The sequence below is a fragment of the Psychrobacter sp. 1Y11 genome (genome assembly GCF_052259045.1).
Classification (GTDB): Bacteria; Pseudomonadota; Gammaproteobacteria; order Pseudomonadales; family Moraxellaceae; genus Psychrobacter.
Map to the genome: position 1 here is coordinate 100,507 of NZ_JBQQER010000008.1, position 25,795 is coordinate 126,301.

At 44.5% G+C, this 25,795-nt stretch carries 21 protein-coding genes; 18 read left to right on the plus strand and 3 right to left on the minus strand.

Going from position 1 to position 25,795, the window contains the following annotated elements; genetic code table 11:
- Window positions 1–105: 105 nt before the first annotated feature.
- From pilW to ACTXGJ_RS08890, 8 genes are all read left to right on the plus strand, one after another.
- On the plus strand, window positions 106–1,023 hold the full coding sequence (gene pilW / locus ACTXGJ_RS08855) for a type IV pilus biogenesis/stability protein PilW (protein WP_439243955.1): 918 nt from the start codon (window positions 106–108) through the stop codon (window positions 1,021–1,023).
- Window positions 1,014–1,832, plus strand: coding sequence for a helix-turn-helix domain-containing protein (locus ACTXGJ_RS08860; RefSeq protein ID WP_439257467.1), 819 nt, complete (start codon window positions 1,014–1,016; stop codon window positions 1,830–1,832). Before pilW ends, ACTXGJ_RS08860 begins: the two co-directional genes overlap by 10 nt.
- Window positions 1,833–1,890: 58 nt before the next feature.
- Window positions 1,891–3,006: a flavodoxin-dependent (E)-4-hydroxy-3-methylbut-2-enyl-diphosphate synthase gene (gene ispG / locus ACTXGJ_RS08865; protein WP_439243957.1), complete on the plus strand. Its 1,116-nt coding sequence runs from the start codon at window positions 1,891–1,893 to the stop codon at window positions 3,004–3,006.
- 122 nt (window positions 3,007–3,128) lie between these two features.
- Entirely contained in the window at window positions 3,129–4,430 is a 1,302-nt protein-coding gene (gene hisS, locus ACTXGJ_RS08870) for a histidine--tRNA ligase (protein ID WP_439243958.1), read from the plus strand.
- A 72-nt stretch (window positions 4,431–4,502) separates the two neighbouring features.
- A complete protein-coding gene (locus ACTXGJ_RS08875; protein WP_439243959.1) occupies window positions 4,503–5,342 on the plus strand; it encodes a YfgM family protein in 840 nt (279 codons plus the stop codon).
- A gap of 152 nt (window positions 5,343–5,494) precedes the next feature.
- A complete protein-coding gene (gene bamB / locus ACTXGJ_RS08880; RefSeq protein ID WP_439243960.1) occupies window positions 5,495–6,706 on the plus strand; it encodes an outer membrane protein assembly factor BamB in 1,212 nt (403 codons plus the stop codon).
- A 333-nt stretch (window positions 6,707–7,039) separates the two neighbouring features.
- Complete coding sequence (gene der, locus ACTXGJ_RS08885; protein ID WP_439243962.1) at window positions 7,040–8,482, plus strand: ribosome biogenesis GTPase Der; 1,443 nt, start codon at window positions 7,040–7,042, stop codon at window positions 8,480–8,482.
- Between the two features lie 165 nt (window positions 8,483–8,647).
- Window positions 8,648–10,606 (plus strand): sensor histidine kinase, encoded by a 1,959-nt coding sequence (locus ACTXGJ_RS08890; RefSeq protein ID WP_439243963.1) that lies wholly within the window; start codon window positions 8,648–8,650, stop codon window positions 10,604–10,606.
- Between the two features lie 108 nt (window positions 10,607–10,714).
- On the opposite strand, the gene ACTXGJ_RS08895 is transcribed toward ACTXGJ_RS08890, so the two are convergent.
- Window positions 10,715–11,881 (minus strand): D-alanyl-D-alanine carboxypeptidase family protein, encoded by a 1,167-nt coding sequence (locus ACTXGJ_RS08895; RefSeq protein ID WP_439243965.1) that lies wholly within the window; start codon window positions 11,879–11,881, stop codon window positions 10,715–10,717.
- 582 nt (window positions 11,882–12,463) lie between these two features.
- Window positions 12,464–12,898: an MCR_0457 family protein gene (locus ACTXGJ_RS08900; protein ID WP_439243967.1), complete on the minus strand. Its 435-nt coding sequence runs from the start codon at window positions 12,896–12,898 to the stop codon at window positions 12,464–12,466.
- A gap of 479 nt (window positions 12,899–13,377) precedes the next feature.
- Here ACTXGJ_RS08900 and surE point away from each other — a divergent pair, with 479 nt between their 5' ends.
- The 7 genes from surE (at window position 13,378) to ACTXGJ_RS08935 (ending at window position 21,809) form a co-directional block, all read left to right on the plus strand.
- The gene (surE, locus tag ACTXGJ_RS08905; RefSeq protein ID WP_439243969.1) at window positions 13,378–14,262 is read left to right on the plus strand and encodes a 5'/3'-nucleotidase SurE; all 885 of its coding nucleotides are present in this window, start codon (window positions 13,378–13,380) and stop codon (window positions 14,260–14,262) included.
- A 160-nt stretch (window positions 14,263–14,422) separates the two neighbouring features.
- Window positions 14,423–15,226, plus strand: coding sequence for a peptidoglycan DD-metalloendopeptidase family protein (locus tag ACTXGJ_RS08910; RefSeq protein WP_439243971.1), 804 nt, complete (start codon window positions 14,423–14,425; stop codon window positions 15,224–15,226).
- Between the two features lie 185 nt (window positions 15,227–15,411).
- Window positions 15,412–17,586, plus strand: a complete 2,175-nt coding sequence (locus ACTXGJ_RS08915; RefSeq protein ID WP_439243972.1) for an ATP-dependent helicase — start codon at window positions 15,412–15,414, stop codon at window positions 17,584–17,586.
- Between the two features lie 296 nt (window positions 17,587–17,882).
- Window positions 17,883–19,145 (plus strand): NAD(P)/FAD-dependent oxidoreductase, encoded by a 1,263-nt coding sequence (locus ACTXGJ_RS08920; protein WP_439243973.1) that lies wholly within the window; start codon window positions 17,883–17,885, stop codon window positions 19,143–19,145.
- A gap of 85 nt (window positions 19,146–19,230) precedes the next feature.
- Window positions 19,231–19,569 carry a RidA family protein gene (locus tag ACTXGJ_RS08925; RefSeq protein ID WP_439244031.1) on the plus strand — a complete coding sequence of 113 codons (339 nt, stop codon included), beginning with the start codon at window positions 19,231–19,233 and terminating at the stop codon, window positions 19,567–19,569.
- Between the two features lie 146 nt (window positions 19,570–19,715).
- Window positions 19,716–20,150 carry a tetratricopeptide repeat protein gene (locus ACTXGJ_RS08930; protein WP_443565684.1) on the plus strand — a complete coding sequence of 145 codons (435 nt, stop codon included), beginning with the start codon at window positions 19,716–19,718 and terminating at the stop codon, window positions 20,148–20,150.
- A gap of 126 nt (window positions 20,151–20,276) precedes the next feature.
- Entirely contained in the window at window positions 20,277–21,809 is a 1,533-nt protein-coding gene (locus ACTXGJ_RS08935; protein WP_439243977.1) for an acetyl-CoA hydrolase/transferase family protein, read from the plus strand.
- A 115-nt stretch (window positions 21,810–21,924) separates the two neighbouring features.
- Here ACTXGJ_RS08935 and ACTXGJ_RS08940 read toward each other — a convergent pair whose 3' ends face one another.
- Window positions 21,925–23,115: a glycerate kinase family protein gene (locus tag ACTXGJ_RS08940; RefSeq protein WP_439243979.1), complete on the minus strand. Its 1,191-nt coding sequence runs from the start codon at window positions 23,113–23,115 to the stop codon at window positions 21,925–21,927.
- A 108-nt stretch (window positions 23,116–23,223) separates the two neighbouring features.
- On the opposite strand from ACTXGJ_RS08940, the gene cobT reads away from it, so the two are divergent.
- From cobT to ACTXGJ_RS08955, 3 genes are read left to right on the plus strand one after another with little or no spacing between them, the layout of a single operon-like run.
- Window positions 23,224–24,300, plus strand: a complete 1,077-nt coding sequence (gene cobT, locus ACTXGJ_RS08945) for a nicotinate-nucleotide--dimethylbenzimidazole phosphoribosyltransferase (protein ID WP_439243981.1) — start codon at window positions 23,224–23,226, stop codon at window positions 24,298–24,300.
- On the plus strand, window positions 24,300–25,166 hold the full coding sequence (gene cobS, locus ACTXGJ_RS08950; protein WP_439243983.1) for an adenosylcobinamide-GDP ribazoletransferase: 867 nt from the start codon (window positions 24,300–24,302) through the stop codon (window positions 25,164–25,166). The genes cobT and cobS overlap by 1 nt, the downstream gene beginning before the upstream one ends.
- Window positions 25,167–25,209: 43 nt before the next feature.
- On the plus strand, window positions 25,210–25,758 hold the full coding sequence (locus tag ACTXGJ_RS08955) for a histidine phosphatase family protein (protein ID WP_439243985.1): 549 nt from the start codon (window positions 25,210–25,212) through the stop codon (window positions 25,756–25,758).
- Window positions 25,759–25,795: the final 37 nt, after the last annotated feature.

The window sequence follows — 25,795 nt, forward strand, 5'->3', positions numbered from 1 at the left end:
GTCGTATAGATTCGATACCTTAGTACTTATTATTTTTTTAAAGTAACAAGGTAACAAGGTATAAAGGTGTTAATAATTGCTAGTAAGACCAAGGATTTAGGTGCTATGAGTGATGCGGATGTTAGTCAACCACGGTGTTTGTCCATGAAAGTCGAACCACACATACTATCGAGATCGCTATCTAAAGGACGCGGAATAATAATTAGTGCCTTATTAGCGATGCTGCTAAGCGCTTGTCAAAGTACAACCTCTCCCGATTTGTCAGGCAGTACCCGTTATCAAGGTTCAGCGCCAACAAGTAATAACAAAAACCTTGATAAACAAGAGATTGCCCGCGTTCGTACCTCACTTGCTGCCCAATATATCCATAAAAACGAGCTAGATGCTGCCCAGCGCCAACTCGAAAAAGCTTTTGCTGCCAATAGCCGATACGCGCCAGCCTATGATATGATGGGCGTTTTATTACAGCAAGAAGGTAGCCGTCTTAACCTTGAAAAGGCGGATGAATACTTCAAAAAAGCGATTGCCCTTGACGCAGATTTTGAACAAGCCCGTAATAATTACGGAGTTTATCTCTCGCAGATGAAGCGCTATAGCGAGGCGGCTCAGCAGTTTGAAATTGCAGGCTCTGCACTAGGTTATGAAGGCCGTATTAGCGCTCTAGAGAACTTAGGACGCACTTATTTACAGCTCAACGATAGTGCTGCCGCGGCAAAAGCATTTTTGCGGGCTTTAGATGGCAACCGTAACAGCTTAGTTGCTCATATTGAGCTGGTTGATTTATTATTAGCCCAAAACCGCGTTCAGCAAGCTCAGCGCTTGTATAATGAGACGCTAATACTGGTACAAGGGCAGGGCGTCAGTCCGCGTCTGCTATTGCAAGGGGTCAAATTGGCCAAAGCGCAGGGTGATAGCAACCAGCGTCAACAGTTATCGCGTCAACTATTATCTGCTTATCCGTTAAGCGATGAAGCAAAACAACTTAAGACTTGGCTCAACAATCCAGAGGCACCATGGCAATGACCGAATCATCACTAAATACTCAACTCAATGCGCAAAACTCATTTGGTGTCATGCTGCAACAAGCTCGCAACACTCAGCAAATAAGCTTGGAGACGGCAGCGGCTGAGCTGTTTATTTTAAAACGTCACTTGCAAGCGCTTGAAAACGAAAACTTCTCTGAGCTGCCGCAAGTTGCATTTGCGCGTGGCTTTGCGATTAACTATGCCAAATATCTAAGTTTAGATCCTAATACGGTCGCTAGCGCCTTCGATGCCGCTTACCCTAATGAGCTAAAAGACCGCTCAGCTACCAACGCCGAATCGTTACTACAGCCGATGGGGACGCTACAGCGCGATACTAGCAGCCGTATTCGTTTCAACCCGTTATTGATAATAGGGGTTGTTGCGCTCATTATTTTGGCTTTCTTTTTGTTTCGTATGGTGAGTAACGCTAGCCGCGATAGTGAAACAGCTGCGCCCGTGACTGATGACATCACGGCTACGGAGCAAGCTCAGGGCGCTGCAATAGTGACTGAGGACGATGGCGTTGGCGCTTCAGGATCAGCGCTTAATCTAGGCGGTGATAGCCAAAGCAATGCCACTTTAGAGGTCAAGCTGACCGATGCCGTCGATGTCAATATCACAGATGCTTCAGGCAATAGTCTGATGAATGGTGAGCAGACCAGAGGCAATTATACTTTGATAGGGATGCCGCCGTTTAGTATTCAGATCGACGATGTCGATAATGCCAGCTTAGTGCTCGATCAACAAGCGATTGCCCTTGAGCAGTATGCGACTGGTAATCGCGCTATATTTGAGCTTGCGCCATAAGGGTATAGTCCCTGATATTTAGAAGTTTATTCTATCTACTTTAAGTAAAGGAATTTGTATGTCAACGTCAACGCCTATTCATCGCCGCCCTACCAAAAAAATACATGTCGGTAGCGTAGCAATTGGCGGCGATGCACCGATCAGTGTGCAGAGTATGACCAATACCGATACTTGTGATGTGGCAGCTACAGTGGCACAGATTGAGCGCTGCGTGGAGGCGGGCGCGGATATGATGCGCGTTTCTACTCCTACGATGGATACGGTCAAAGCCTTTGGCGAGATTCGTAAACAGGTCAGCGTACCGCTGATTGCCGATGTGCATTTTGATCATAAGATTGCGCTGGCCGTAGCTGAAGCCGGTGCTGATTGCTTGCGTATCAACCCGGGTAATATCGGCAGTGATGCCAAGGTGCGCGAAGTTGTGGCTTGTGCTAAGCATCATAATATTCCGATTCGCATTGGCGTCAATGCCGGCTCCTTAGAAAAGGATATTCAGCGTAAGTACACAGAGCCAACCGGCGAGGCGATGCTTGAGTCTGCTATGCGGCATATCGATATTCTTGAACGTCTCAATTTTGATCAATATAAAGTCTCAGTCAAAGCCAGCAATGTATTTTTGACGATGGACGCCTATCGCTTGATATCGGCGCAGATAGATAATCCGCTACACTTAGGGGTGACAGAGGCGGGGGTCTATCGTACTGGTGCGGTCAAGTCGGCTATTGCTTTGGGCGGGCTGTTACTTGATGGTATTGGCGATACTATCCGTATTTCTTTGGCTGCTGAACCGGAGGAGGAGATCAAAATTGGCTTTGATATTCTAAAATCACTAAATATTCGCTCCAATGGCGTGAATTTCATCGCTTGCCCGAGCTGCTCGCGACAAGAGTTCGATGTCATCAAGGTGATGACGGCATTAGAGTCGCGTCTAGAAGATATTCGCGAACCAATGAACCTATCAGTGATTGGCTGCAAAGTAAATGGTCCAGGTGAAGCCAAAGAAGCTGATATTGGTATCGTTGGCGCCGCTCCTAAGTCCCTGGTCTACCGCATGGGCGACAAGAGCCACCTTATCGACACCAATAACTTAGTGGACGAAATCGAAGATATGGTACGTGCCCACGCGGCAGAGCTCGCTAAGTCACGCGAAAATGAGATTATTCGCGTCGGCTAGTTACTTATGAAATAGTAACTTATAAAGCAGTGACTGATAAAGAGCTGCTACTCAAAAGTATTGATATTCTATATTTAAAAAATAAAAACAACCGTATTAAAGTTTAAGGGTATAACCGCACCATGATTAAAGCTATTAAAGGGTTCAATGATATTTTGCCACAGCAATCGGCAAAGTGGTTACGCCTAGAAGCCGTTTTACAAAACGTACTGAGCCGTTATGGCTATGAGAATATCCGCTTACCTATCGTTGAGCAGACGGATCTATTTGCTCGCGCTATCGGCGGCGCAACCGATATTGTCGAAAAAGAGATGTATAGTTTTACCGATAAGTCAGAGCCGCCAACGCCTTTAACGTTGCGCCCTGAAGGCACTGCCGGAGCGGTGCGTGCGGTTATCGAGCATAATTTACTGCGCGGCGATACGCCCAAACTTTGGTATATCGGTCCGATGTTTCGCTATGAGCGTCCGCAAAAGGGGCGTTACCGTCAGTTTCATCAGCTTGGAGTCGAGAGCTTTGGTAGTGCCTTGCCAGACGCTGATGCTGAACTGATTGCGATGACCCATCTTATGTGGCAAGAGCTGGGTCTTAAAGACGAGATGCGTTTACAGCTCAATAGTCTAGGCGAGAGCGAGGAGCGTCATGCTTATCGCGATGCGCTGGTGCGTTATTTGACCAATAAGCAAGAGCAGCTCGATGAAGACAGCAAACGCCGTTTAACAACTAATCCGCTGCGCATTTTGGATAGCAAAGAGGCGAGTACACAAGCGCTATTGGCCGATGCACCGAAGTTAGCTGACTTTTTGGGTACGGAGAGTGTGGCGCACTTTGAACAAGTACAAACGTATTTGACTGAGCTTGGCATTGATTTTGAAATTAACCCGCATCTAGTACGTGGTCTTGATTATTATAACAAAACAGTCTTTGAGTGGGTAACCGACAAACTTGGCAGCCAAGCTACGGTTTGTGCCGGCGGCCGCTACGATGGTTTGATCGGTCAGTTAAAATCAATGGATAATAAAGGCGATAGTCAAGATAGTAAGCCGGTAAAGTCTGAGCCCGCTGTTGGTTTTGCGATGGGGCTTGAGCGCTTATTGTTATTGATAGAAGCGGTAGCACCTTTTGCAGAAGACTCTGCTTGTGATGTCTTTGTCGTAGCGCATCCAGAGGTGTATAGTGCCGGTATCGCTTATGCACAAAACCTGCGCTATACTCGCTCAGATCTGCGCGTAAAAATGGCTAGCGCCACAAGTTTAAAGTCGCAAATGAAAAAAGCCGATAAGTCAGGTGCCGCGCTAACGGTGATTATTGCGCAGCAAGAGCTCGATCAGCAAACGATTAGTATTAAAGATATGCGCCATGGTGAGCAAAAAAGCGTTCCTGAAGATTGGTTGGCTGATAGCGCCAACTTTTTGGGCCAGTAGTCTTCACTCAGACATTCATATAACACCACTTCTAATAAAGTATTCATTATAAATTTCATCAGGTAAATACCCATGGCTTTGAATCCTAGTTCGCCAAACTCAGACAACTCGATGCAGGCGCTAAAACAGTATGGCGGCAATATCGTTACCATTATATTATTGGCGTTGGCTGGCTATTTTGGTTGGACTTATTGGCAAAATAATCATGCCCGTGTGGATACCGTAGCTGCCGATCAATATGCTGATATACAGCTATTAAATGAGCAAGTCAGCTTAGCAGCGCAAAATCCAGACCTAGAAGACGACGCCCTAGCGGCACTGAGCGAAAGCCGGGATCAGCTCAATAGTGATATTGATAGTTTAGTTGGCGCTCATGGCGATTCAGTGTACGCTTGGCAAGCATTGATGATGAAAGCGCGGATGCAAGTGGATAATGACGATTTTGCAGGCGCGACAGCTAGCCTTAAGCAAGCGTTAGCTATTGATTTAGATGACGCTGGCCTCAAAGCCATTACGCGTCTGCGTTACGCGCAAGTGCTCTTAGCGGCTGATGACTTAGAAGCGGCATTATCTGAAGCGAAAAGCGATGTGCCAATCTCCTTTGAAGCGAGCCAACAAGAGCTACTAGGTGATATTTATCAAGCCCAGAACAATAAAGAGGCTGCTGTTAAAGCTTATAATAATGCCTGGAATCTGATTAGCGAGCGTAATGAAGCGCGGGCGGTACTGGCGCTAAAAATGGAGAGCTTAGGTATCTACCCTGAGCCCATTGAAGCTCAAGATAGTCTTATTCAGCAGACAGCGGCACCGCAAGGATTGACGGTAGATAATGCTGTAATGACTGACAATGGCAGTGCTAACAACGAAGTTAATAGCAGTAATGAGAGTAATAATAGTAACGAGCCTGAATAATAGATGCAGTAAATAAGTTATATTATCTGCGCTTTAGACGTTTACAAAGTTTAGTTTTAACCCTAATTATAGTAGTGGCTGTGTAATAAAGACTGATATTATCTTTAGCTACAGCTTCTTATTGACCGTTAATTTTTTGTAGTGAGAATACAATGACCCGATCTGTTCGTGCAAGCCAGACTATAAAAAGCAGTACCTTAAAAAAGACTGCTATGCAAATGGCAGTAGTGGCTTTGATGGCTACTGCTGCTGTGGGCTGTAATCGCGGTATAAAGCCGGTGGTCAATGATCCTGTCAAGCTAGTGCAAATTGCGCAGCCAATCAGCGTCTTGCAACCAGTATTCAGTGTTGATGCAGGCAAGAACGCTAGCAAAAAAGACCCGCTAGATCTACAAGTTGGCTATGAAAATGGTCAGATAGTCGTTGCAGGGCGTGGTGGTGATCTAACGGGCTATAATAGTAACGGTCAGCGCTTATGGTCGATTAACGTCGGTGAAGAGATTACTGGCGGGGTCGCTTTGGATGCATTTAGTCAAACCGCTGTTGTCAGTACTCGCGGTGGCCAGATTATAGCGGTCGATAGTGCTACTGGTGCAAAACGCTGGCAAAAACAGCTGTCAGGATCGGTGTTGACAACTGCATTGATTACCAATAATCGCGTTATCTTATCGGCGAACGATGGTTTTCTGCATGGTTTGTCGCTACAGAGTGGTCAATCGGTCTGGCAGTTTGCGACTAGACTTCCTACCATTAGCGTTCGCGGTGCTGCTGCGCCAACCTTATTAGATGATAAAACTGCTTTACTCGCTACTGCTGATGGTCGTCTGCATGCGATCACTCTGGATAATGGCTTGCCAAAATGGTCGCGCCGTATCGGTATCGGTACAGGTAGCAGTGAAGTGGAACGTATGAGCGATGTCGATGGTCAGCCTGTCATTGATAATGATCAGCTATTTGCTATCAGCTATAGTGGGCAGTTATTAGCTATCGATTTGGCTTCTAGAGAGGTCATGTTTGTCAAAGAGCTTGCTAGTCTTAAGTCACTTGCGGTCAATAGTCAGCAGGTTATTGCGACGAGCTTAGAGGGCAAAGTAGTGGCTTATGATCGTCGCAGCGGTGAGGTATTGTGGGAGAGCGAGGAGCTTGCCTATCGCAAGCTTACCAATCCAGTAATGATTGGTGATTACATCGCTGTCGGCGACTTGGATGGCATTGTCCATTTGTTTGATCCAGCGACAGGTACTATTGTAAGCCGGGTTGAGACTAAAGGCGCGCTAAGTAGCTTACAAGTGGATGGCACGCGCTTAATGATTCAAAGTAAAACGGGTCAAGTGGCGATATGGCAGCTACCAAGATCAAGATAAGTCTTCGCTGACTCGTTCAGTAGCTATGAGCTAATATAAGCTAAGCCATAAAACCTTGTACCTTATAAACGCTGCTCGTTCAGCGTTTAGTGCTTTTTATTAAAGCTTGTTTAAAGACGCGATTTGACGTACTCTTGCGCCCTGTTGATGGACTGCAGCGGAGTAATGACAGCAAATCCTGAGTGGTTTGCAGGGTGGATGGAGTCGTTAGGGCCAATTTTAATCTAGTTATTGTATATTATTTATCATTATCATCATTTATTTAAGTCTAAGATAGTGGGTAGTCTATTGCTGCTGTTATTATCTGCTACTGACTATTATCGAGAGTAACCCATGAGCATCAAGCCTGTAGTGGCTTTAATCGGTCGCCCAAACGTAGGTAAATCTACCTTATTTAACCAGTTCACTAAAAGTCGCCAAGCGTTGGTCGCTGACTTGTCAGGACTTACTCGTGATCGTCAATACGGTGATGCGGTGTATGAAAACAAAGCTTTTATTGTAGTAGATACTGGCGGTATTGGGGAGGCGGACGACGGCAGTGGCAACATTGATGACTACATGTCTGAGCAGTCGCATACCGCTATTCATGAAGCCGATATTATCGTTTTTGTCGTTGATGCTAGAGCGGGCATGATTGGCGCTGACGCCGAGATTGGTAAGTTTTTACATACCTTAGGTAAACCTGTCTACGTGGTCGCGAACAAAGTCGATGGCGTGCACGATTCTGCGCCGGCAGAGTTTTATGCCTTAGGCTTAGGGGAGCCTTTCCCTATGGCTGCCAGTCACGGACGCGGAGTCGGTAACTTGTTAGAGGTCATTACCGCTGACATGCCAGAGCAAGAAACCCTACAAGAGCCAAATGGTCTAAAGCTGGCGATTATTGGTCGACCTAATGTCGGTAAATCCACGCTAGTCAATAGACTGCTCGGTGAGGATAGAGTAGTGGTCTATGATATGCCAGGAACCACGCGCGACAGTATTTATATCCCTTATCAGCGCGATGGCAAAAATTATGTGCTTATCGATACTGCTGGCGTGCGTCGCCGCGGCAGAATCGATGAAAAAGTAGAAAAGTTCTCAGTTATTAAGACTTTGCAAGCTATCGAAGATTCAAACGTGACCGTGATTGTCATTGATGCGCAAGAAGGCATCGTCGATCAAGACTTGCACATGATTGGTTATGCACTTGATGCTGGACGCGCGTTGGTAGTAGCGATTAACAAGTGGGATGGTTTGAGCGTTGAGCAAAAAGACTATATTAAGATTGAGATGGATCGACGCTTCAGCTTTATTCCTTATGTAAAAGTGCATCTGATATCAGCTCTGCATGGTACGGGTGTTGGCAATCTTTATCCGTCTATCTTGAAAGCCTATAAATCCTCCATGTTTGAGGTGTCTACCAACCGCTTAACACAGATACTGCAAGATGCTGTGGCGGCTAATCCGCCGCCTACCGTGTCAGGTCGCCGTATTAAGCTGCGTTATGCTCATATAGGCGGACATAATCCGCCTGTGATTGTGATCCATGGTAATCAAACCGGCTCATTATCTAAGAGCTATCAGCGCTATTTAGAAAACCAGTTTCGCCAAGTGTTTAAGCTTGAAGGGACCCCATTGAATGTTGTCTTCAAGCTCAACGAAAACCCTTACGCTAATAAGAGCGACACGCCTACCAAGGCCAAAGCTCAGCAGCTTAAACAGCGAGAGCGTAATCGCGCTCATAAGTACACCTCGCGCGACAAAAAAAGCGATAAAAGAAACCATAACAAGCGTTAATCATTGCCGATAGGGTGTTGATAAATAAAAAGCGTTCGTTAAGGCAGGGAGTAATGCGTATTCCTTGCCTTTTTATTTTACGATAGAGCGTTATAACAGAGTCATAACTAAGCGCTGTATGGTCAGCGATTAGACCTCCACGCTCTTTTAACTCAAGTGGGTAATATGAGTAACCCCTCCTCTGCAAATGTTTCTTCCCTTATTCGGCGCGCGGTTTTTCAGGCTGTTTTGCTGATTTTTATCGTGATGTGCATTTTGTCCTTTTATTATGGCTTTGTGCAACACTATAAGCAGCAACGTCTGCAAGTGCAGCAGTTATCAGAGCTACTCGTGAATAGTGCCTCAACAGTAGATGGCGCACGCTTAGTGGCACGGCAAGTTGATATCTTACTAGCCGGCGATCCTGCACTAAGCAGTATAGTGTTTTATTCTTCTGACTCACCCATATTAGCGCTCGATAAAATCGATATCCAACAGCAAAATCGTGATTGGTATAACGCTTGGTTTGCCGATAGTATTAGCTTTAATGAGCCAGTTACCAGTCGCTACCTGAGCACGAGCAACTATTATATACCCTCAGCCACAAACGGCAATGAAAATACTGACGATGGAATAGAGAATACAGGCATAGAAGATAATAATCCTCTGGGGGCGCAGGATGTGTTGATTGGCTACCTTAATATCACTTTAGATATCCATAAATTGCGCATGGAATGGCTGTATCAAAACGCTTGGCTTTTATTTATTATTATTGGAGCGACGATTATCAGTCTGTTGTTATTACTGCGCCGTTTAACATGGGTAGCTGATAGCGTAACGGAGCTGGCTAAAGTGTGTCAAATCATTGTCAGTAACCCGGACGTTGAGCAGCTACCAGTGATCCAGCAACGTTTGTGCCTTAAAGAAACTAGAGATATTAGGTTGGCGTTAGTGAGTTTATTTAATCGCTCAAAAGCGCTAAAAAATAAACTCGATTCTTTAGCGGCTTTTGAGCAGCAGTTACATAATAAAGACCTTTCTCTCAATACTCAGCGCAATAATTTTCAAAGCATGATTACCCATGAACTTAAAACCTCGCTGAATGCTATTGCGGGTGGCTTACAGCTATTAGAGAGCCAGTACGCGAGTGCAGAGCAAAAAGATACTTTATCAATTATTCACAAAGGCAGTCAGCATTTGGAGGCGACGATTGAGCAAATTATCCAGCTCAATAAGATAGAAAAAGGTCAGATGAGTATCAATGTTAGTGAGTTCAATCCCTTGCAGCTGCTATCAGATTTATTTACTGAATTTGAGGAAGTTGCAAAACAAAAAGGACTTGAGCTTACCAGTCGCATTCATCACATTGATTATAAACTTGAGGGCGATACCAATAAAATTAAGCAAATATTAGCAACTTTGCTTGAAAACGCTATTAAATTTACCGACAGTGGAGAGATCAGCGTTGAGTCGCAGCTGACGCATTTTAATACTAGCGTTCGCTGGGAGATTAAGGTCAAAGATACGGGTATTGGTATTGATAAAAAGTATTTCGAGGATATTTTTACGCCATTTTTTCAGGTTGATCCTAGTCGTACTCGGCACTACGAGGGCGTAGGCGTAGGCTTGCCGGTGCTCACACAGATTGTACAGCTACTTGGCGGATCTATTGACGTCGCAAGTGAGCCAAAAGTAGGCAGTCAATTTACGGTTATACTCCCTTTACAAAGCGCTTATCAAAGTCAGTCGCGGTATTCGCAAAAGCCATTAGCAGGATTAAGCATCCTTTATTATTATAATGAGGAGATGGGTGTGTTAGCCGAGCAGCTGCGCGGTTTTGGTGCGGTGGTCAGTGGCAAGCAGCATGAGTTATCAGTCATACAAAAACTCAATAAAATGAAAGTTGATATGGTAATGATTGCCCAAGAGGTGCTGCCAGAAAAAGCTATACAGATGGCACGGTTGATTCGTGCTGAGGAAAATCGCTATCGGGTATTGATTATTTATTGGTATCCGCCGCATAAGCAAGATATCTTAGATAATTTTGAATACTCATTGAAAGCTGCGGGGGTAGACTTCTGTTACCCCGCTACTGAAGACAGTAAAGCACTTTATAAGCTGATCAAAAAAGATGCTAGATACTGATTTATAGAGACCAAGCTTATAAAGACAAGCCTCTAAAAAATAACAGTATAGCGTCTATCGTTTTCTAATATCGCAGTCGAATGTTTGATTAAAATTAGCAGTTATTGACTAGAACAAGTTTTGCGCCCAGCGTACCACATGCTGCCACATACGACTAAAGAAGCCCGATTGCTCTACATCATTCGTAGCGATAATAGGAACCGAAGCCACGGCTTTTCCTTCAATGACTGCCATCATCTTACCAACTTCCTGACCTTTGGTGATAGGCGCTTCTAGACTTTCTGGAATATCAACCACCGTAGTGATTTTATTTTTTTGCGTTTTAGTCGTTAGTATTTTTAGGTTATCACTGATAGCCAATTCGACTTCTTCTGCTTCACCGAACCAAACAGGTATCTTGCTGACGAATTGACCAGCAGGAGCTTTGGTGACGGTAGTAAAGTGACCATAGCCCCAATTGAGTAACTCACGCGACTGATCAGCACGGGCCTGTTGACTTTCTGTACCCATAATCACCGAGATTAGGCGCATACCATCACGATTGCTTGACGCAACTAAGCAATAACCTGCAGCATCGGTATGACCGGTTTTTAGGCCATCGACAGTGGAGTCTGTAGCGAGTAGGGCGTTACGGTTGCCTTGAGTGATGCCATTATAAGTAAACTCTTTTTCAGCGTAGATATCATAGTAATCACCGCTGTTTTTTATGATAGCGCGGGCAAGCTTAGCTAAGTCCAAAGCAGAAGCTTCGTGACCTTCATCTGGCATACCAGTAGAGTTCACAAAGTTAGTGTTTTCCATACCTAATTTTTGCGCTTGCTCATTCATCAAAATCGCAAACGAAGCTTCACTTCCAGCGATGTGCTCTGCCATAGCCTTTGAGGCATCATTACCTGATTGGATGATGATGCCGCGGAGCATATCGATAACGCTAGCTTTTTGATTCACCGGCACATACATACAAGACTGACTGCTACTGCCGCGGCACCAAGCATTTTTGCTCATAAGCACTTGCTCATCTTTGCTCAAGTCGCCTGAAGCCAGACGCTGCTCAATGATATAACTGGTCATCATTTTGGTCAATGAAGCGGGTGGCAATGGCTGGTTGGCGTTTTTCTGCGCCAATATCTCACCAGTATTGTAATCCATCAATACATAGGCTGTATTGTCCATTGTCGGTGGTTGGATAGCTGCATTGGCGGCTACTGCCCCAAGCGAAACACTGACACCGATTACTAATTGTACAAGCTGTTGTTTTACACGCTTAACTGTCATAAATTGTTACACCACATCATAAAACCAAAAGTATCTATCGTTAGCAAAACAGCACAACTTTCTGCAGGCTGCTTTCAATAGACATTAAATGAACCCTTATCATAAAGATGAAATGAGCATAAAAAACACAAAATTCAGCATAATAAGGTCGATAAAGCAAAGAGGATTGACTTATTGCTAGGGAGTCCTAAAAAAGTCTTATCAGAGCCATCATAGCTCCATAACTACCTTAGTAGTAGCAGTGAGAGCGACTGACGCTAGCAAGAATAATCTAAAAACCCACAAGCAGCAATAGCAGATAGCAGTATTGATTAAATTTATAAGGTTTAATCACTGAGGTCAAAGTACTGTCGATATTTTGTTGAGCTAAAAATAACTTTTTATCTATCGTGTTTAATCTAAAAAAGATCAGTCCGCTACAAAATAAAAAAAGCTTGCAGCGCCACTCAAAAGTTTGAGGGTAGCGCCAGCAAGCTTTCGTTTCGTACTCGTCAATTTAGTAATCACTAATAGGGTTACTAAAAATACAAATCGTCACTAGCACAAAATGAAGTTTATCTTAGAATCATTGCGTTAAAGTCATTAATAAGGGGCATCGGCTAAATCTTGGCAAAGCGCCTTATTTTCGCTTTTTGAAAAACCCATCGTCCAACTGCGAATACCTTGTAGGATTTGGCGGTAGTCTTGCTGAGTAGACAGGTATTGGATAGCCGCTTTAGGGTCTTCTAAGGTGGGCATCAGCTCCTGTAACTGTACATTATAAGACTTATAAAATCGCTGTTTTTGCTTACCATTGAGCATAGAAGGGCAGATCTCTGATAGTACTTGCATAACCGCAATTTCATGCTTGGTAATACTCATGCCAGACATATCTAGAGGAATAGTAGTGGCTACATTATCTGCTGCTTGGCTAACTTGAGACAACATCGCAGCGGACATGATGAGACTGGCAATGCCAACTTTAGAAGCCATTTTTTTGGCAACAAAAAGAGTAGAAAATATCAATTTATTAGTCATCCGGTATCACGCTCGCTTAACATTATTGAGTGGTATTATGGTAATAGTAAAAGCATAAAAAGTCACATAAAATATGAGTCGATGTGTAGATGTATTGTGAGCTAAAGGCGTTTTGTAGCAACATAGCCGTAGTATATTTAAGTACGTTACCCTAACCTTAACCGATAGCTTATTATTGTTATCTTACATACTCGTTATCGAGCTTTATTCCACTAATAGAGTGAAAAACAGCGACAACCATTATAGCTGATATAACAGTCAAAAATCATGACTTGTCATATCTGAAAATTTACTAGCTCAATCTATTTGACATCTCAAGGATAAAGCCTTAGTTTGTCATTTTATATTATAATAGCTTGTTTTTTTGACTCTTTGCTTTATTCAACTATTGGTTTTATGCGGCAAGGATAGCTTTATTTTATAAAAATAAATAGTGCAAGTTATGACTCACCAAACCCTATTAGGTATGTTTAGCCAATATGAAGTTTTTAATTAGTAATGATGACGGGGTACATGCTCCAGGGTTATTAGCGTTATATCGTGCGCTCTCTGCGATCGGAGAGGTGTACGTGGTCGCGCCTGACACCGAGCAAAGCGGCTCTGCTAGTGCCTTACGCATCTCGCAACCTTTGTATACCCAAAAAACCGCTTTAGGGTTTATCGCTGTTAATGGCACGCCGGCAGACTGTATATACTTAGCGTTGCATGAGCTCTACTGCGATGTTAGCTTCGACTGCGTCATTACTGGGATTAATTCTGGCGCTAATCTTGGTCAAGATGTTTTGTTTTCTGGTACCTTTGGCGCAGCATTGACGGCTCAGATTTTCGGCGTACCTGCTATTGCTACCTCACTGGTAGGCGGCGCTAGCAAAGTTAATAGGGACAGTCTCGATGACGAAGCAAGTTACTATACCATAGCAGCTGCAGAGATCGTCAAACTCATCACTGAAACTGATATCCTAATTGCGCTCAAAGAACTGCCTTATCATGTGCTAAACGTCAACATTCCTGACGTTAAAAGCGCCAGTAATATTCAAGGGCGTAAACTGACTTGTTTGACTCATAGCCAAATTGCCAAACCGGTACATCATATCGTCGATCCACGAGGTCGCGATGCATATTGGCTGTGCTTGCGTAAGTCGACGCATTCGCCGCTAGAGACTGCGTTAAGCCAAACTAACCCGAAGCCAGAGGCCAGCCTAGCACGATCAACCGCAGTGAATCAGCGTCACAATAATCACGACATTACCAATAATGTTACCGATGCTCAGGCGCTGGCAGATCGTTTTGTTAGTTTGTCGCCGGTCAGATTGCACCATACGCCGCTTACGAGCCTAGAGAACTTATCGGCTTTAGCACTATAAAAGCTTGGCCGTACTTGTGTCTCATCAACAGCTACAACAAATATCAGTAACCATAAGTATCAATTATCATCAGCATTTGTCAGTTTAGCTGCCAGCTTAATTATTAATTTATAGCCTGTCCATCAAGAGCATGGCGTACATGAACTATAGGGAATTTTGTATGAAAAAGCTCACTCGTAAGTCAACACTAACCACCGCTCTTGTCAGCTCATTGAGCGTAGCGACGCTTGCCATGACAGGTTGCGCGACGAAACCGACTTATCAAAACAGCAATGCTGCCGGCCCCACCATTGTCACCAATAGCCAAGGCGTGCCCAATTATCATCTGGTCAAACGCGGCGATACTGTCAGCCAAATTGCACAGCGCTATCGTTTAAACTATCGTCAAATCGGTGCGATTAATAATCTAGATAGCAAATACACCATCTATAGCGGTCAGTGGCTCAAGCTCTGGCAAGGTAATCAAGCGGCTACCAATAACACTTATAACGCGAATAACCGCCAGCCGGTCAGCCCTCGTCCAACGTACAATCCTAATCCTGCGCCAACGCCAACGCCTTCTGTAGTGCCTGCTTATGAGAACACAGCCACTTCTACCTCAGGCTACCAATATCCTAGCCAAAACCAAGTCGTCCGTAATTTTGATGCGGCTGGCGGTAATATGGGCATGTGGTTTGCGGGCCGAGAAGGGGATCCGGTACTGGCAAGCCAAAGTGGTACGGTACTCTATTCAGGTAATGGCTTAGAAGAATATGGCAACTTGATTATGATTCGCCATAGCGATAATTACATTACTGCTTATGCTCATAACAGTCAGCTGTTGGTGCGCGAGGGCGAGCAAGTTCAAAGCGGTCAACGTATCGCAACGATGGGTAGTAGCGGGCAGACCAATCAAGTTGGCCTAGAGTTTCAAGTCCGTCTCAACGGTAATCCTATCGACCCGCGTGCGGTACTAGGGCGTTAGCATAAGTGTGGTTTTGATTGCTTTTGTTGAATGTTTCTATTTATTATTGCTATTTATTGGTTCTGGAGCTGGTCATTGATAATATTGATGATCAGCTTTTTATATCGAATGTGCTATAGCTTAGAGCTAAATTGTATAGTCAAGCTGTAAAGCCAAAACTACCAAGCCAAAGGTTATTGCCAATTATGCAAACCACTGTCTTTAGTACCGAATCTTATAACTATCCGCAAAACTTCGCTGATATCAAGCCCAAACTCGAGCAGCTACAGCAAGCGATAAAAAAGCTGGAAGCCAATCTGATTGACGCTGATGAGAAAATGCTAAAGAAGCGTTTGCGGGCTGATTTAGGTTTGAAAGTTGATTATGCCAGCGAGCTTAACCCCAATCAGCTGTTGGCGGCAACGACTACCCAAGGTAAAGTATTAGTGATCGCGGGGGCAGGCTCTGGTAAGACCAAAACCCTCACTTATCGTACCAGTTATTTATTAGAAAATGGCGTCGCACCTAAGCAAATCTTGTTACTGACTTTTACCCGCAAAGCAGCCAATGAAATAAAGACCCGCGCCAAAACCTTACTGACGAATAGCTTGTCAGACGAGGAGTTAGCAGAAGACATCTTACCTACTAGCAAAGCGCTTAACGATATCACTAGCGGCACGTTTCACTCGTTTTGTAATCGGCTGCTGCGCCAGTATTCAGGTCTGCTTGGTATCAATCCACGCTTTACTATCTTAGATACTGGTGACGCCGAGGACGCTATAGATCTGATATATAAAGAAAAAAAGTACCCGGCGCAAACTAAGAAACAAGCTTTTCCGCGTAAACGTACCCTACAAAACCTGTTTTCTACTTCTAGAAATAGACGTATTCCTATCTCTAAGCTAGTTGAGGAAAATTATCCCGATATCGCTATCCATATCCCTATCATTGAGCAATTGGCGATTGATTTTCATGAGTATAAGCGCGCCAATCACTTATATGATTTTGATGATATTATCAGCCAAGTGGTGCGCCACCTAAAAACCAATGACAAATTCCGCCAGTTACTACAAGAGAGTTATCGCTACGTAATGGTCGATGAGTATCAAGATACCAACATTCCTCAAAAGCAGCTGATCGATCTGATTTGCGCTCCCGCGTCAGTATCGCTGATGGTCGTCGGTGATGACAATCAAAGCATCTACGCCTTTCGCGGTGCAAATTATGAGAATATCCTACTCTTCGGCGAGACTTACCCTGAAGCTAAGCTGATTAAGCTTGAGCAAAATTATCGCAGTACCCCAGCCGTGCTCGACTATGTCAATGCACTATCTGCGCAAATTACTTTGGGCTATCAAAAGCAGCTTTATTCAAACGCTAGCATAACCGGTGATAAGCCTATCTTTAGCCGCGCTAGTGATGAGACAAAAGAGGCTAAATATATCGCCGATAAAATCGCCACGCATAAAGCGGACTATGATTATAGCGATTGTGCGGTACTGTGCCGTACCTCTTTTCAATCCAACTACGTGCAGCTCGAATTTATGGAGCGCCGTATTCCGTTCATCGTCGTCGGTGGCATCAAGTTTGTTGAGCGCCGTCATGTCAAAGACGTACTTGCCTTTATCAAGATCCTGTATAACCCTAACGATACCATTGCTTGGCACCGCATATTGACCTTGTTTAAAGGAGTGGGAGCGGTCACTGCCACGCGCTTAACGCAAGCTATCAACAGTGATGACAACTCGTTTGAGCCGCTGCTATTACCAAAATTTAGTAAAAAAAGTCCGCAGCTTGAGCCGCTATATATTGCCTTGACTAAGGCGCAACAAGCGGAGTCCGTTGAGACCATCATTGAGCTGATCCTTGATTTTTATATTCCTATTCTAAAAACGGTTGAGGAGAACTGGCGTGAGCGCAGTGAGGATTTTCGCGTACTTAAAAACCTAGCCAATGAGCATAATAGTCTCGATGACTTTTTAGAGAGTTTAGCCCTCGATCCACCTAATGATTCGGTCGCTGCTACAGATAGCTCAGAAGAGGACGACAATGACAAAGTTACCATCTCAACTATTCATAGTGCCAAAGGGCTTGAATGGCCGATAGTTTTTGTCAATTCACTCGTCGATGGCATGACCCCGCATTATCGATCTTTAGATGATTTTGAGGAGCTAGAAGAGGAGCGTAAGCTGTTTTATGTGGCCTGTAGCCGCGCTAAAAACAAGCTCTACCTTACTGCACCGGATTATTTCGCTAGCTATTCAGGATATTTTGATAAGCCCTCAAGGTTTATCGCGGAGTTGCCTGCGGATAAGGTCGAGATTAAGCGCTCAAAGAAACTATTAGAGACGCTGGCGAGTGAGGATCCAGTTTGGTGGTAGTAGGATGGTGTTTTCTGTGCTGTGCTCTATGAGCTCAGCTGTATTTCTTGTAGTAACCCAACCTCCCGTCTCATAATGCTGATAACACCGAAATATAGACATAATGATAGGTGGAATACCTTTAAGTTATTAGAATCTAGGGCATATATAACTAAAAGTAATTTATCGAAAAATTTATTGTTAATAAATGCTTTAATATTCGCTATAATGCGTTACCATAACCACTTTAAATTTTCTGTCTTATTTATCTTAAAACTCCTACTACTATATAGTTTTTACTATTTGAAGGGTATGTTATGCGTTATGACGTTATTGTTATTGGTGCGGGCATGGTCGGCACCTCAATTGCTTGGCATCTACAAAAAAACAATTCTAAAGTGCTAATGCTCGACAGAAAGCTGCCGGGTCTTGAGACCTCTTATGGTAATGCTGGTCTTATTCAACGCGAAGCTATCCATACCCATCCTTTTCCGCGTCAGATCACGGAGATGTTTCGGGTATTGCCGAATCAAGGCACTGATATACGCTACCGAGTTCCGGCTATTCTGCGCTATCATCAAGCGCTATTACAGTACTGGAAGTACTCGTCACCTGCTTCAGTCAAACAGATTGAAAGTGAGTGGCAGACTTTGATTGCTCATTGTACTAGCGAGCATCAAACTATGATTGAAGCCTCGAATGCTGACGAACTCATCACTCGTGATGGTTGGCTACAATTGCATCGCTCAAAAGAGACGCTAAAGGCTGCTGCTGACACTGCAGAGGTCGACCGCGCCCAAGGCGTTGAGCACAAGGTGCTAAGCCTAGAAGAATTAAAAGCGCTAGAGCCAAATGCCAATTTTGACGGTTTTGTCGGCGCTATTCATTGGTTAAACTCTTGGCAGGTTTCTAACCCAAGCTTTCTAGTCAAAGCTTACGCTAAGAGTTTTGAGCAGATGAATGGCTCGATACTTGAGAGTAATGTTACTGAGATTCAGCCTGACAACAGTAATGAGGCTCAGGGTTGGAAAGTCGTTACCGATACCGATACTTATTATAGTGATAACTTAGTCATCGCTGCGGGTCCCTGGTCCAATGAGCTCATAAAACCACTTGGCTATAATCTGCCATTATTCCCGATGCGTGGCTATCATCAGCATTTCAAACTTCATGAAAAAAACACCATTCATCATAGTATGTTCGATATGGACAAAGGCTTTGTTATGGGGCCAATGCAGCAAGGCATCCGTATCACAACGGGCGCTGAGATGACGACGATGAATGCACCAAAGAACTTTGGGCAGTTAAAGACCGTACTTAAGCTGGCTCGCAAGATTCTACCTTTAGAAGACGCGGTAGAAAGTGAAGCATGGGCCGGCTCGCGTCCTTGTATGCCAGATATGAAACCTGTCATCGGACCTGCGGACAAGCATGATAAGTTGTGGTTTGCTTTTGGGCACAGTCATCAAGGCTTCACGTTAGGGCCTATCACCGGTCGGTTAGTTGAAGAGATGATCCATGACAAGCCGCTGACCGTCGATGTTGAGCCGTTTAATGCTCAGCGTTTCGAAAAAAAATAACACTATAATTTTAGCCGCCATCTAGTTAGCAATGTTGATGATTTGTATTTTAATCATCCGCTCAATAAATTAAGGATAAACCATGATTAAGAAGCTCCATAGCACTCAGCGTATGAGCAGAACGGTCATTCATAATCAGACTATTTACCTATGTGGCCAAGTCGGTAACAGCGATGACGATATCAAAGCGCAAACCCTCACGTGTTTAGAGAAAATTGAGAGCTTGCTCAACGAAGTCGGTAGCGACAAATCCAAACTGCTCTCAATGACGGTTTGGGTTAAGAGTATGTCAGATTTTGCGGCGATGAATGAGGTCTATGATAAGTGGTTTGAAGGTGTGCAGCCGCCAGCCCGTGCTTGCGGTGAGTCCGCTCTTGCGCGCCCTGAGTTACTCGTTGAGATGATCGCTATCGCGGCAGAGTAGGGAGCGGTCTAAATTAAAAAGGCATGGTATAGACTATCATGTCTTTTTTTAGTAAAAGATGATTTAAGCGACTGCTAATTGCTATCCACCTTTAAGCCATCTACCCCTGAGCCATCCTGATTTCAAAAGAGTTAAGAGTCCTGCTGATGAATAATACTAAAATCAATACGAAGATTTATAAGGCTATTTATCTGTTAGCCGAGGAGCTATTAGAAGCAGACCGGATAGGCGATCAAGCCGCCTTTGACGGGTTTTATACTGATCTAAAAGCGATCTGTGTGGACAATGAAAACACGGATAAAGATCATCCCGAGCAGTGGGAGACATTAGCGGATTTTACCGAAGATCTCGATGCAGCACTTGTTATTTATGATAAAGCCCTAGGTAAAGCGAAAGCTATCAATGCAAAAGATCACTTAGCTTCGATAGCTTTTTCGATGGCAGTGTTGCAACTTGAATTAAATCAAACCGATAAAGCTATCGAAAATCTGCAAAATGCTAAGATCGCTGCTAATAAAAGCGAAGATAAAGAATTTAAAGTTGAAATCGATGAATTGCTAGCGACATTATTAGCTGAGTAAGATTGATATTTAACAGAGGCTTAGTTTTTCAATACTAAACGGACGCTGCACTTACGGCGTCGTTTTTACACGCTCTTATCACTGTATTAAGAGTTTAATTTAATAAGGAAGTTAAAGGAAAATAATATGAGTTCAATAAATCATGAAGGTCGCGTACTGCACGAAGGACTAAACAAAAAAATCATGTCGGCTGAGGAAGCAGCTCGCTTTATCAAAAACGATATGAATGTTGGTATGAGCGGATTTACAGGGGCAGGCTATCCAAAAGCTATTCCAGCTGCCCTTGCTAAGCACATGGAAGCGGCGCACGCTCGCGGTGAAGACTTTCAAATTGGTTTATTAACGGGTGCCTCTACCGCCACTGAGTGTGACGGCGTATTAGCAGATGCTAACGGTATCAAATGGCGTACGCCGTATCAATCAGAGCCGGCCTTGCGTAAGCAGATCAACGCGGGTAAAGCCTTTTATTTTGACATGCACTTATCACACGTCGCCCAGCAAAGCACTATAGGCTTTTATGGCGATATGCATATGGCCGTTGTCGAAGTGGCTGGTATCTTGCCCGATGGCCGCTTGATTCCATCGACCTCAATTGGTACCAGTAATGCATGGCTTGAAAATGCGGATAAGATCATTTTAGAGGTTAACGCTCAGCAAAGCTTGATGCTTGAGGGCATGCATGATGTCTTTAATGATATCGGTATGCCGCCTAATCGCAAGCCGATTCCGCTAGTGACTCCAGGTGGCCGTATTGGCGTGCCGTACTTGCATTGTGATTTAGATAAAGTAGTGGCTGTGGTGTTAACTGACTCACCAGATCGTAACAGTAAGTTCGCTGATCCGGATGAAAAATCAAACAAAATCGCTAGCCATATCATTGATTTTTTCCATGAGGAAGTCAAAAAAGGCCGCATGCCAAAGAATTTACTACCGATCCAATCTGGCGTCGGTAATGTTGCTAATGCGGTATTGGCAGGGTTAGATAATAGCCCGTTTGAGAATTTAACCGGCTACACTGAAGTACTACAAGACGGTATGCTTGATCTGATTATGTCTGGCAAAATGACCATGGCTTCTGCGACGGCGTTATCACTGAGTCCTGTGGCACTAGAGACTTTCAATGCCAATATTGAAGAGCTGCGCGCGCGCATTGTGCTACGTCCACAAGAGATTACTAACCATCCTGAGGTCTCGCGTCGTTTGGGTGTATTGGCTATCAATGCGATGATCGAGTGCGATCTGTACGGCAATGTCAACTCAACCCACGTCATGGGTACTAGCATGATGAACGGCCTAGGCGGTTCCGGTGATTTTGCTCGTAATGCTTATACCTCATTCTTTGTTAGCCCATCAACGGCTAAAGATGGCGCTATCTCTTGTATTACGCCGATGGTCTCGCATCATGATCACACTGAGCATGATGTCATGGTAATCGTTACTGAACAAGGACTGGCGGATCTACGCGGCTTAGCTCCGCGTCAGCGTGCACAAGCCATTATCGATAATTGTGCGCATCCAGACTATCGTCCGATGCTGCAAGACTACTTCGATCGTGCCTCTGCTTCTGAAAATGCTGGTATGCAAACGCCGCATATTCTTGAAGAGTCCTTGTCTTGGCATCAGCGTTTTGTAGAGACTGGTGATATGCGTATTAAGTAGTCTTTGTAACATTATAAGACTTAGTAAAAATACCCCTTAGTTATTATTTAGCTAAGGGGTATTTTCATAAAAGACTGTTTTTAGAGATGATGTTAAAGAGGGTGTTACCAGTGCTTTAATTAAGCTTTTGTCCTAAGCGCATCGCTGCGGCAAGGTTTAGAGCAGTAGTTTCAATATTAGTATAAGCACTGGCAAACACCTCATCGATAGGCGCAAGCTGTTGAATGCTAGGCAGCACCACAGCAAACAGATCGTCCATAGCAGAGTTACTTTTAATGCTTTGATGATAGTCGTCATTATCAACCGCGCCGCAGATGGCGATCACAGGTTTGTTTTGTGCTTTTGCCATTAGTCCAACGCCATTAACGACTTTCCCCATCATCGTCTGAACATCTAATTTACCTTCTCCAGTAATGACCAAATCTGCCTCAGCAATATGCATGGTTAGATCCACGGATTTAGCAATAAGATCAAAGCCGGATTGCAAATTGCTATCAAGAAAAGCCATCAGTGCAAATCCTAGTCCACCTGCCGCGCCTGCACCTGCTAGCTGTGAATAGTCTTGATTATCGTATTGACTGTGTTGCTGAGCATAAATATGAGCAAAATTGGCTAATGCTTTGTCTAAAATATCGACTTGCTCGCTAGTCGCTCCTTTTTGCGGACCGAAGACGGCACTGGCTCCATTGATGCCGCATAGAGGGTTGGTGACATCACAGGCGACTGTAAAAGGGGGACTCACTTGCGGCAGTATTTCTTTAACTTTTGCATGCAAGGTGGAGGTATCTATATGCTGTAAATTGGCTAATTGCGCGCCACCATGAGTCAATAGTTCATTGTTTTTATCGTAGAACGTTATGCCTAAAGCCATGAGCATACCAAGGCCAGCGTCATTAGTAGCACTACCGCCTAAACCTATAATAAAACGCTGTGCACCGTGATCTAAGGCATCTAAAATAAGCTCACCTACGCCGTAGCTACTCGTCATTAAAGGATTTTGCTCTGTACTCGTTAACAAGGCTAAACCGCAAGCTTGTGCGATTTCTATCACAGCGGTGTTGTCTGCTAGCAGTAGGTATTTAGCGGTAATAGGTCGCATTAACGGATCGTGAACGGTTGTTGTTATCCAGCGTCCCTCAAGCGCGTAGGACAGAGCTGCAGCAGTACCTTCGCCGCCATCGGCCATAGGTAGTAGTGTATAGGTGGCATCCGTAAATCCTTGCCTGAATCCAGATTGGATAGCGCGACAAACCTCTATAGCATCAAGACTTTGTTTAAAAGAGTCGGGCGCAATTAAGCTATTCATAGCTGACCTCTCGCCATATTATTTGGCACATTATCGATATAGTATCTGCTACCATAACGTTTTATTTAACTTACTTTCTTTTAGTTTTTTTAATTGCAGGATACTATTTTGACTTCTTTTATCGCCCCTTCTATTCCTAGTATAAAACACAGCGACTTACAGCAACAGCTCCAGCACGTTATTGATAATAAGACTAAGCCAATTGGTGCCCTGGGCCGTTTAGAGTCGCTCGGACTGCAACTGGGCATGATACAAGGTAGCACTCAGCCGCAGATTGAGCAGCCGCAGATTCGAGTATTTGCCGCCGATCATGGTTTAACTAAACATGGCACGTCGGCTTTCCCAAGTGCGGTGACCGCGCAAATGGTACATAACTTTTTAAACGGTGGCGCCGCGATTAATGTGTTGGCGCATCAACATGATATCGAGCTTAAAGTGGTTGATGCCGGCGTGGCAACTGATTTTGAATCGCACCCGCAGCTCTTGACTCAATATAAAGTCCGTAACAGCAGTCGTGATGCGTTAACTGAGCCTGCGATGACTGATGAGGAATGTTTACTCGCCCTCAATAATGGCATGAAGGTAGCCAAAGCATTAACGGGTAATGTATTGATCGTAGGCGAGATGGGTATCGGTAATACCTCGGCGGCCAGTTTATTGCTCGCGCGTTTAGGCGATTTACCGATAGTAGATTGTATCGGACGCGGTACAGGACTTGATGATGCAGGTCTTCAGAAAAAACAGCAGATACTCAGCCAAGTTTTGCTGTTTCATAGCGCGACTAAGTCACCTTTTGCAGCGCTCGCGGCACTTGGCGGGTTAGAGATTGCAATGATGGCAGGAGCTTTGATACAAGCGGCTAATGATAGACGAATATTATTAATTGATGGCTTTATTGCGAGTGTGGCTTTATTAGTCGCAGAGCGTTTAGCGCCTGGAGTTAGTCAATACGCAGTATTCGCCCATCATTCGCTCGAACCTGGTCATGCGCAGTTATTAAAACTACTCAATGCTGAGCCGCTGCTAGATATGCAAATGCGCTTGGGCGAGGGTAGTGGTGCGGCACTCGCTTATCCTATACTGCAATCGGCCTGTGCTATTATTAATGAGATGGCAAGCTTTAGCGATGCTGGCATCAGTAAAAAAAGTAGTAGTGAAAAAAACAGCAGTGAAAAGAGTCTCTAATGTCCGAATCCAAACTAGCAAAGGCGACTAAAACGCCAGAGGTTAGCAATAAAAAGCTCTCAATTTGGCAGCGTATTAACCACGAATGGACACTGCTATTAGTGGCGATTCAGTTTTTGACGCGCTTGCCGGTGCCGACATTTAAACACTATCAGCCAGAGTGGCTGCACCAAAGTAGCCGTCATTTCCCAGCGGTGGGCCTACTTGTTGGTTCAATATGCGCGTTAGTATTTTGGCTAGTCAGTCTCGCGTTCAACCCGTTAGTTGCTGCGGTCATCAGCAGCGTTTTTGGGGTTCGGCTGACAGGAGCCTTTCACGAAGATGGGCTTGCTGATACTTGTGATGGACTCGGTGGCGGCCTGACTCGCGAGCGCACGTTGACCATTATGAAGGACTCGCGCTTAGGTACTTATGGCGTCTTAGGTTTAGTCTCAGCGCTGTTGATTAAAATCACCTTGCTGGCTTCCATGCCTATCGCTGTCGCTATTGTGGCTCTAATTATCGCGCATAGTGCATCACGGCTGCTTTGTATCAGCTTGATAGCTCTACTTCCTTATGGCGGCGAGATTGAACACGCCAAAGCCAAACCGATGGCGCAGCAGTTGACAAAGATGCAAGCGTTATTTGCTAGCGGCTGGGTTTTGTTAGCGTTCGCTATAGTGTGGTTAGTATTTCCAAATGCAATGAGTCAAATCAGTATTTGGCAGGGAGTGTTGGCATTGGCGCTAGCCTTAATAGCGACGGACTATATGCGCCGATTATTACGTCGTCGTTTGCAGGGTTATACTGGTGATGGGCTTGGCGCGACCCAACAATTAAGTGAAGTGGCGATTTATGCAGGGCTAGCCGCGACTATGCCTTTTTAAATACGTTAACTTATTCAAGTTATAAAAATGGAAATTTCTTCTAATGAAGCTCTATATCTGGCGTCATCCTAAACCTATTGCAGCGAGTGGCATTTGTCTGGGGCAGGCCGATATGGCGGTTGATCCGCGCAAACTTAAACGTCTGGCTAATCAGATTCAGCGTTTCGCCCGTAAACATAAGCTTGCTAAAGTCATTTGGGTCAGTCCGCTTCAGCGTTCGCTAAAAGTAGGCGAGATTTTGGCACAGCGAGGCTTTAAGATACAGCAGTCCGATAAACTATCTGAGCTGAATTTCGGCACTTGGGAGAGTCAAGCTTGGCCGCAAATTGGCAAAGCAAAGATTGACGACTGGTGTGAAAATTTTGCTGATTACAACTTTGAGACAGGCGAAAGCTTAATGCAGTTATTTGTTCGAGTAGAGGAGTGGTTGCAGTTACAAGCGAATCAAGAAGAAGTTGTCTTAGCTATTGGTCACGCAGGCTGGATTAATGCAGCCAAAATGCTAGCCGACCACCAGCCTATACCTAAGCTGGCAAGCGACTGGCCATCGCCTGCGGCATATAATGAGCTTAACGTTTTAGAGTTTTATTGAACTTAATGTGACCTTAAGGTTGTATAGATCGTTATTG

Bases quoted from the DNA above. Each gene is read 5' to 3' on its own strand.
- ACTXGJ_RS08930 (WP_443565684.1), top strand. From the start codon at position 19,716: ATGAATAATACTAAAATCAATACGAAGATTTATAAGGCTATTTATCTG.
- ACTXGJ_RS08875 (WP_439243959.1), top strand. From the start codon at position 4,503: ATGGCTTTGAATCCTAGTTCGCCAAACTCAGACAACTCGATGCAGGCG.
- ACTXGJ_RS08915 (WP_439243972.1), top strand. From the start codon at position 15,412: ATGCAAACCACTGTCTTTAGTACCGAATCTTATAACTATCCGCAAAAC.
- der (WP_439243962.1), top strand. From the start codon at position 7,040: ATGAGCATCAAGCCTGTAGTGGCTTTAATCGGTCGCCCAAACGTAGGT.
- ACTXGJ_RS08895 (WP_439243965.1), bottom strand. From the start codon at position 11,881: ATGACAGTTAAGCGTGTAAAACAACAGCTTGTACAATTAGTAATCGGT.
- ACTXGJ_RS08860 (WP_439257467.1), top strand. From the start codon at position 1,014: ATGGCAATGACCGAATCATCACTAAATACTCAACTCAATGCGCAAAAC.
- ACTXGJ_RS08935 (WP_439243977.1), top strand. From the start codon at position 20,277: ATGAGTTCAATAAATCATGAAGGTCGCGTACTGCACGAAGGACTAAAC.
- ispG (WP_439243957.1), top strand. From the start codon at position 1,891: ATGTCAACGTCAACGCCTATTCATCGCCGCCCTACCAAAAAAATACAT.
- hisS (WP_439243958.1), top strand. From the start codon at position 3,129: ATGATTAAAGCTATTAAAGGGTTCAATGATATTTTGCCACAGCAATCG.
- ACTXGJ_RS08955 (WP_439243985.1), top strand. From the start codon at position 25,210: ATGAAGCTCTATATCTGGCGTCATCCTAAACCTATTGCAGCGAGTGGC.
- ACTXGJ_RS08920 (WP_439243973.1), top strand. From the start codon at position 17,883: ATGCGTTATGACGTTATTGTTATTGGTGCGGGCATGGTCGGCACCTCA.
- ACTXGJ_RS08890 (WP_439243963.1), top strand. From the start codon at position 8,648: ATGAGTAACCCCTCCTCTGCAAATGTTTCTTCCCTTATTCGGCGCGCG.
- ACTXGJ_RS08910 (WP_439243971.1), top strand. From the start codon at position 14,423: ATGAAAAAGCTCACTCGTAAGTCAACACTAACCACCGCTCTTGTCAGC.
- ACTXGJ_RS08940 (WP_439243979.1), bottom strand. From the start codon at position 23,115: ATGAATAGCTTAATTGCGCCCGACTCTTTTAAACAAAGTCTTGATGCT.
- pilW (WP_439243955.1), top strand. From the start codon at position 106: ATGAGTGATGCGGATGTTAGTCAACCACGGTGTTTGTCCATGAAAGTC.
- cobS (WP_439243983.1), top strand. From the start codon at position 24,300: ATGTCCGAATCCAAACTAGCAAAGGCGACTAAAACGCCAGAGGTTAGC.
- surE (WP_439243969.1), top strand. From the start codon at position 13,378: ATGAAGTTTTTAATTAGTAATGATGACGGGGTACATGCTCCAGGGTTA.
- ACTXGJ_RS08900 (WP_439243967.1), bottom strand. From the start codon at position 12,898: ATGACTAATAAATTGATATTTTCTACTCTTTTTGTTGCCAAAAAAATG.
- bamB (WP_439243960.1), top strand. From the start codon at position 5,495: ATGACCCGATCTGTTCGTGCAAGCCAGACTATAAAAAGCAGTACCTTA.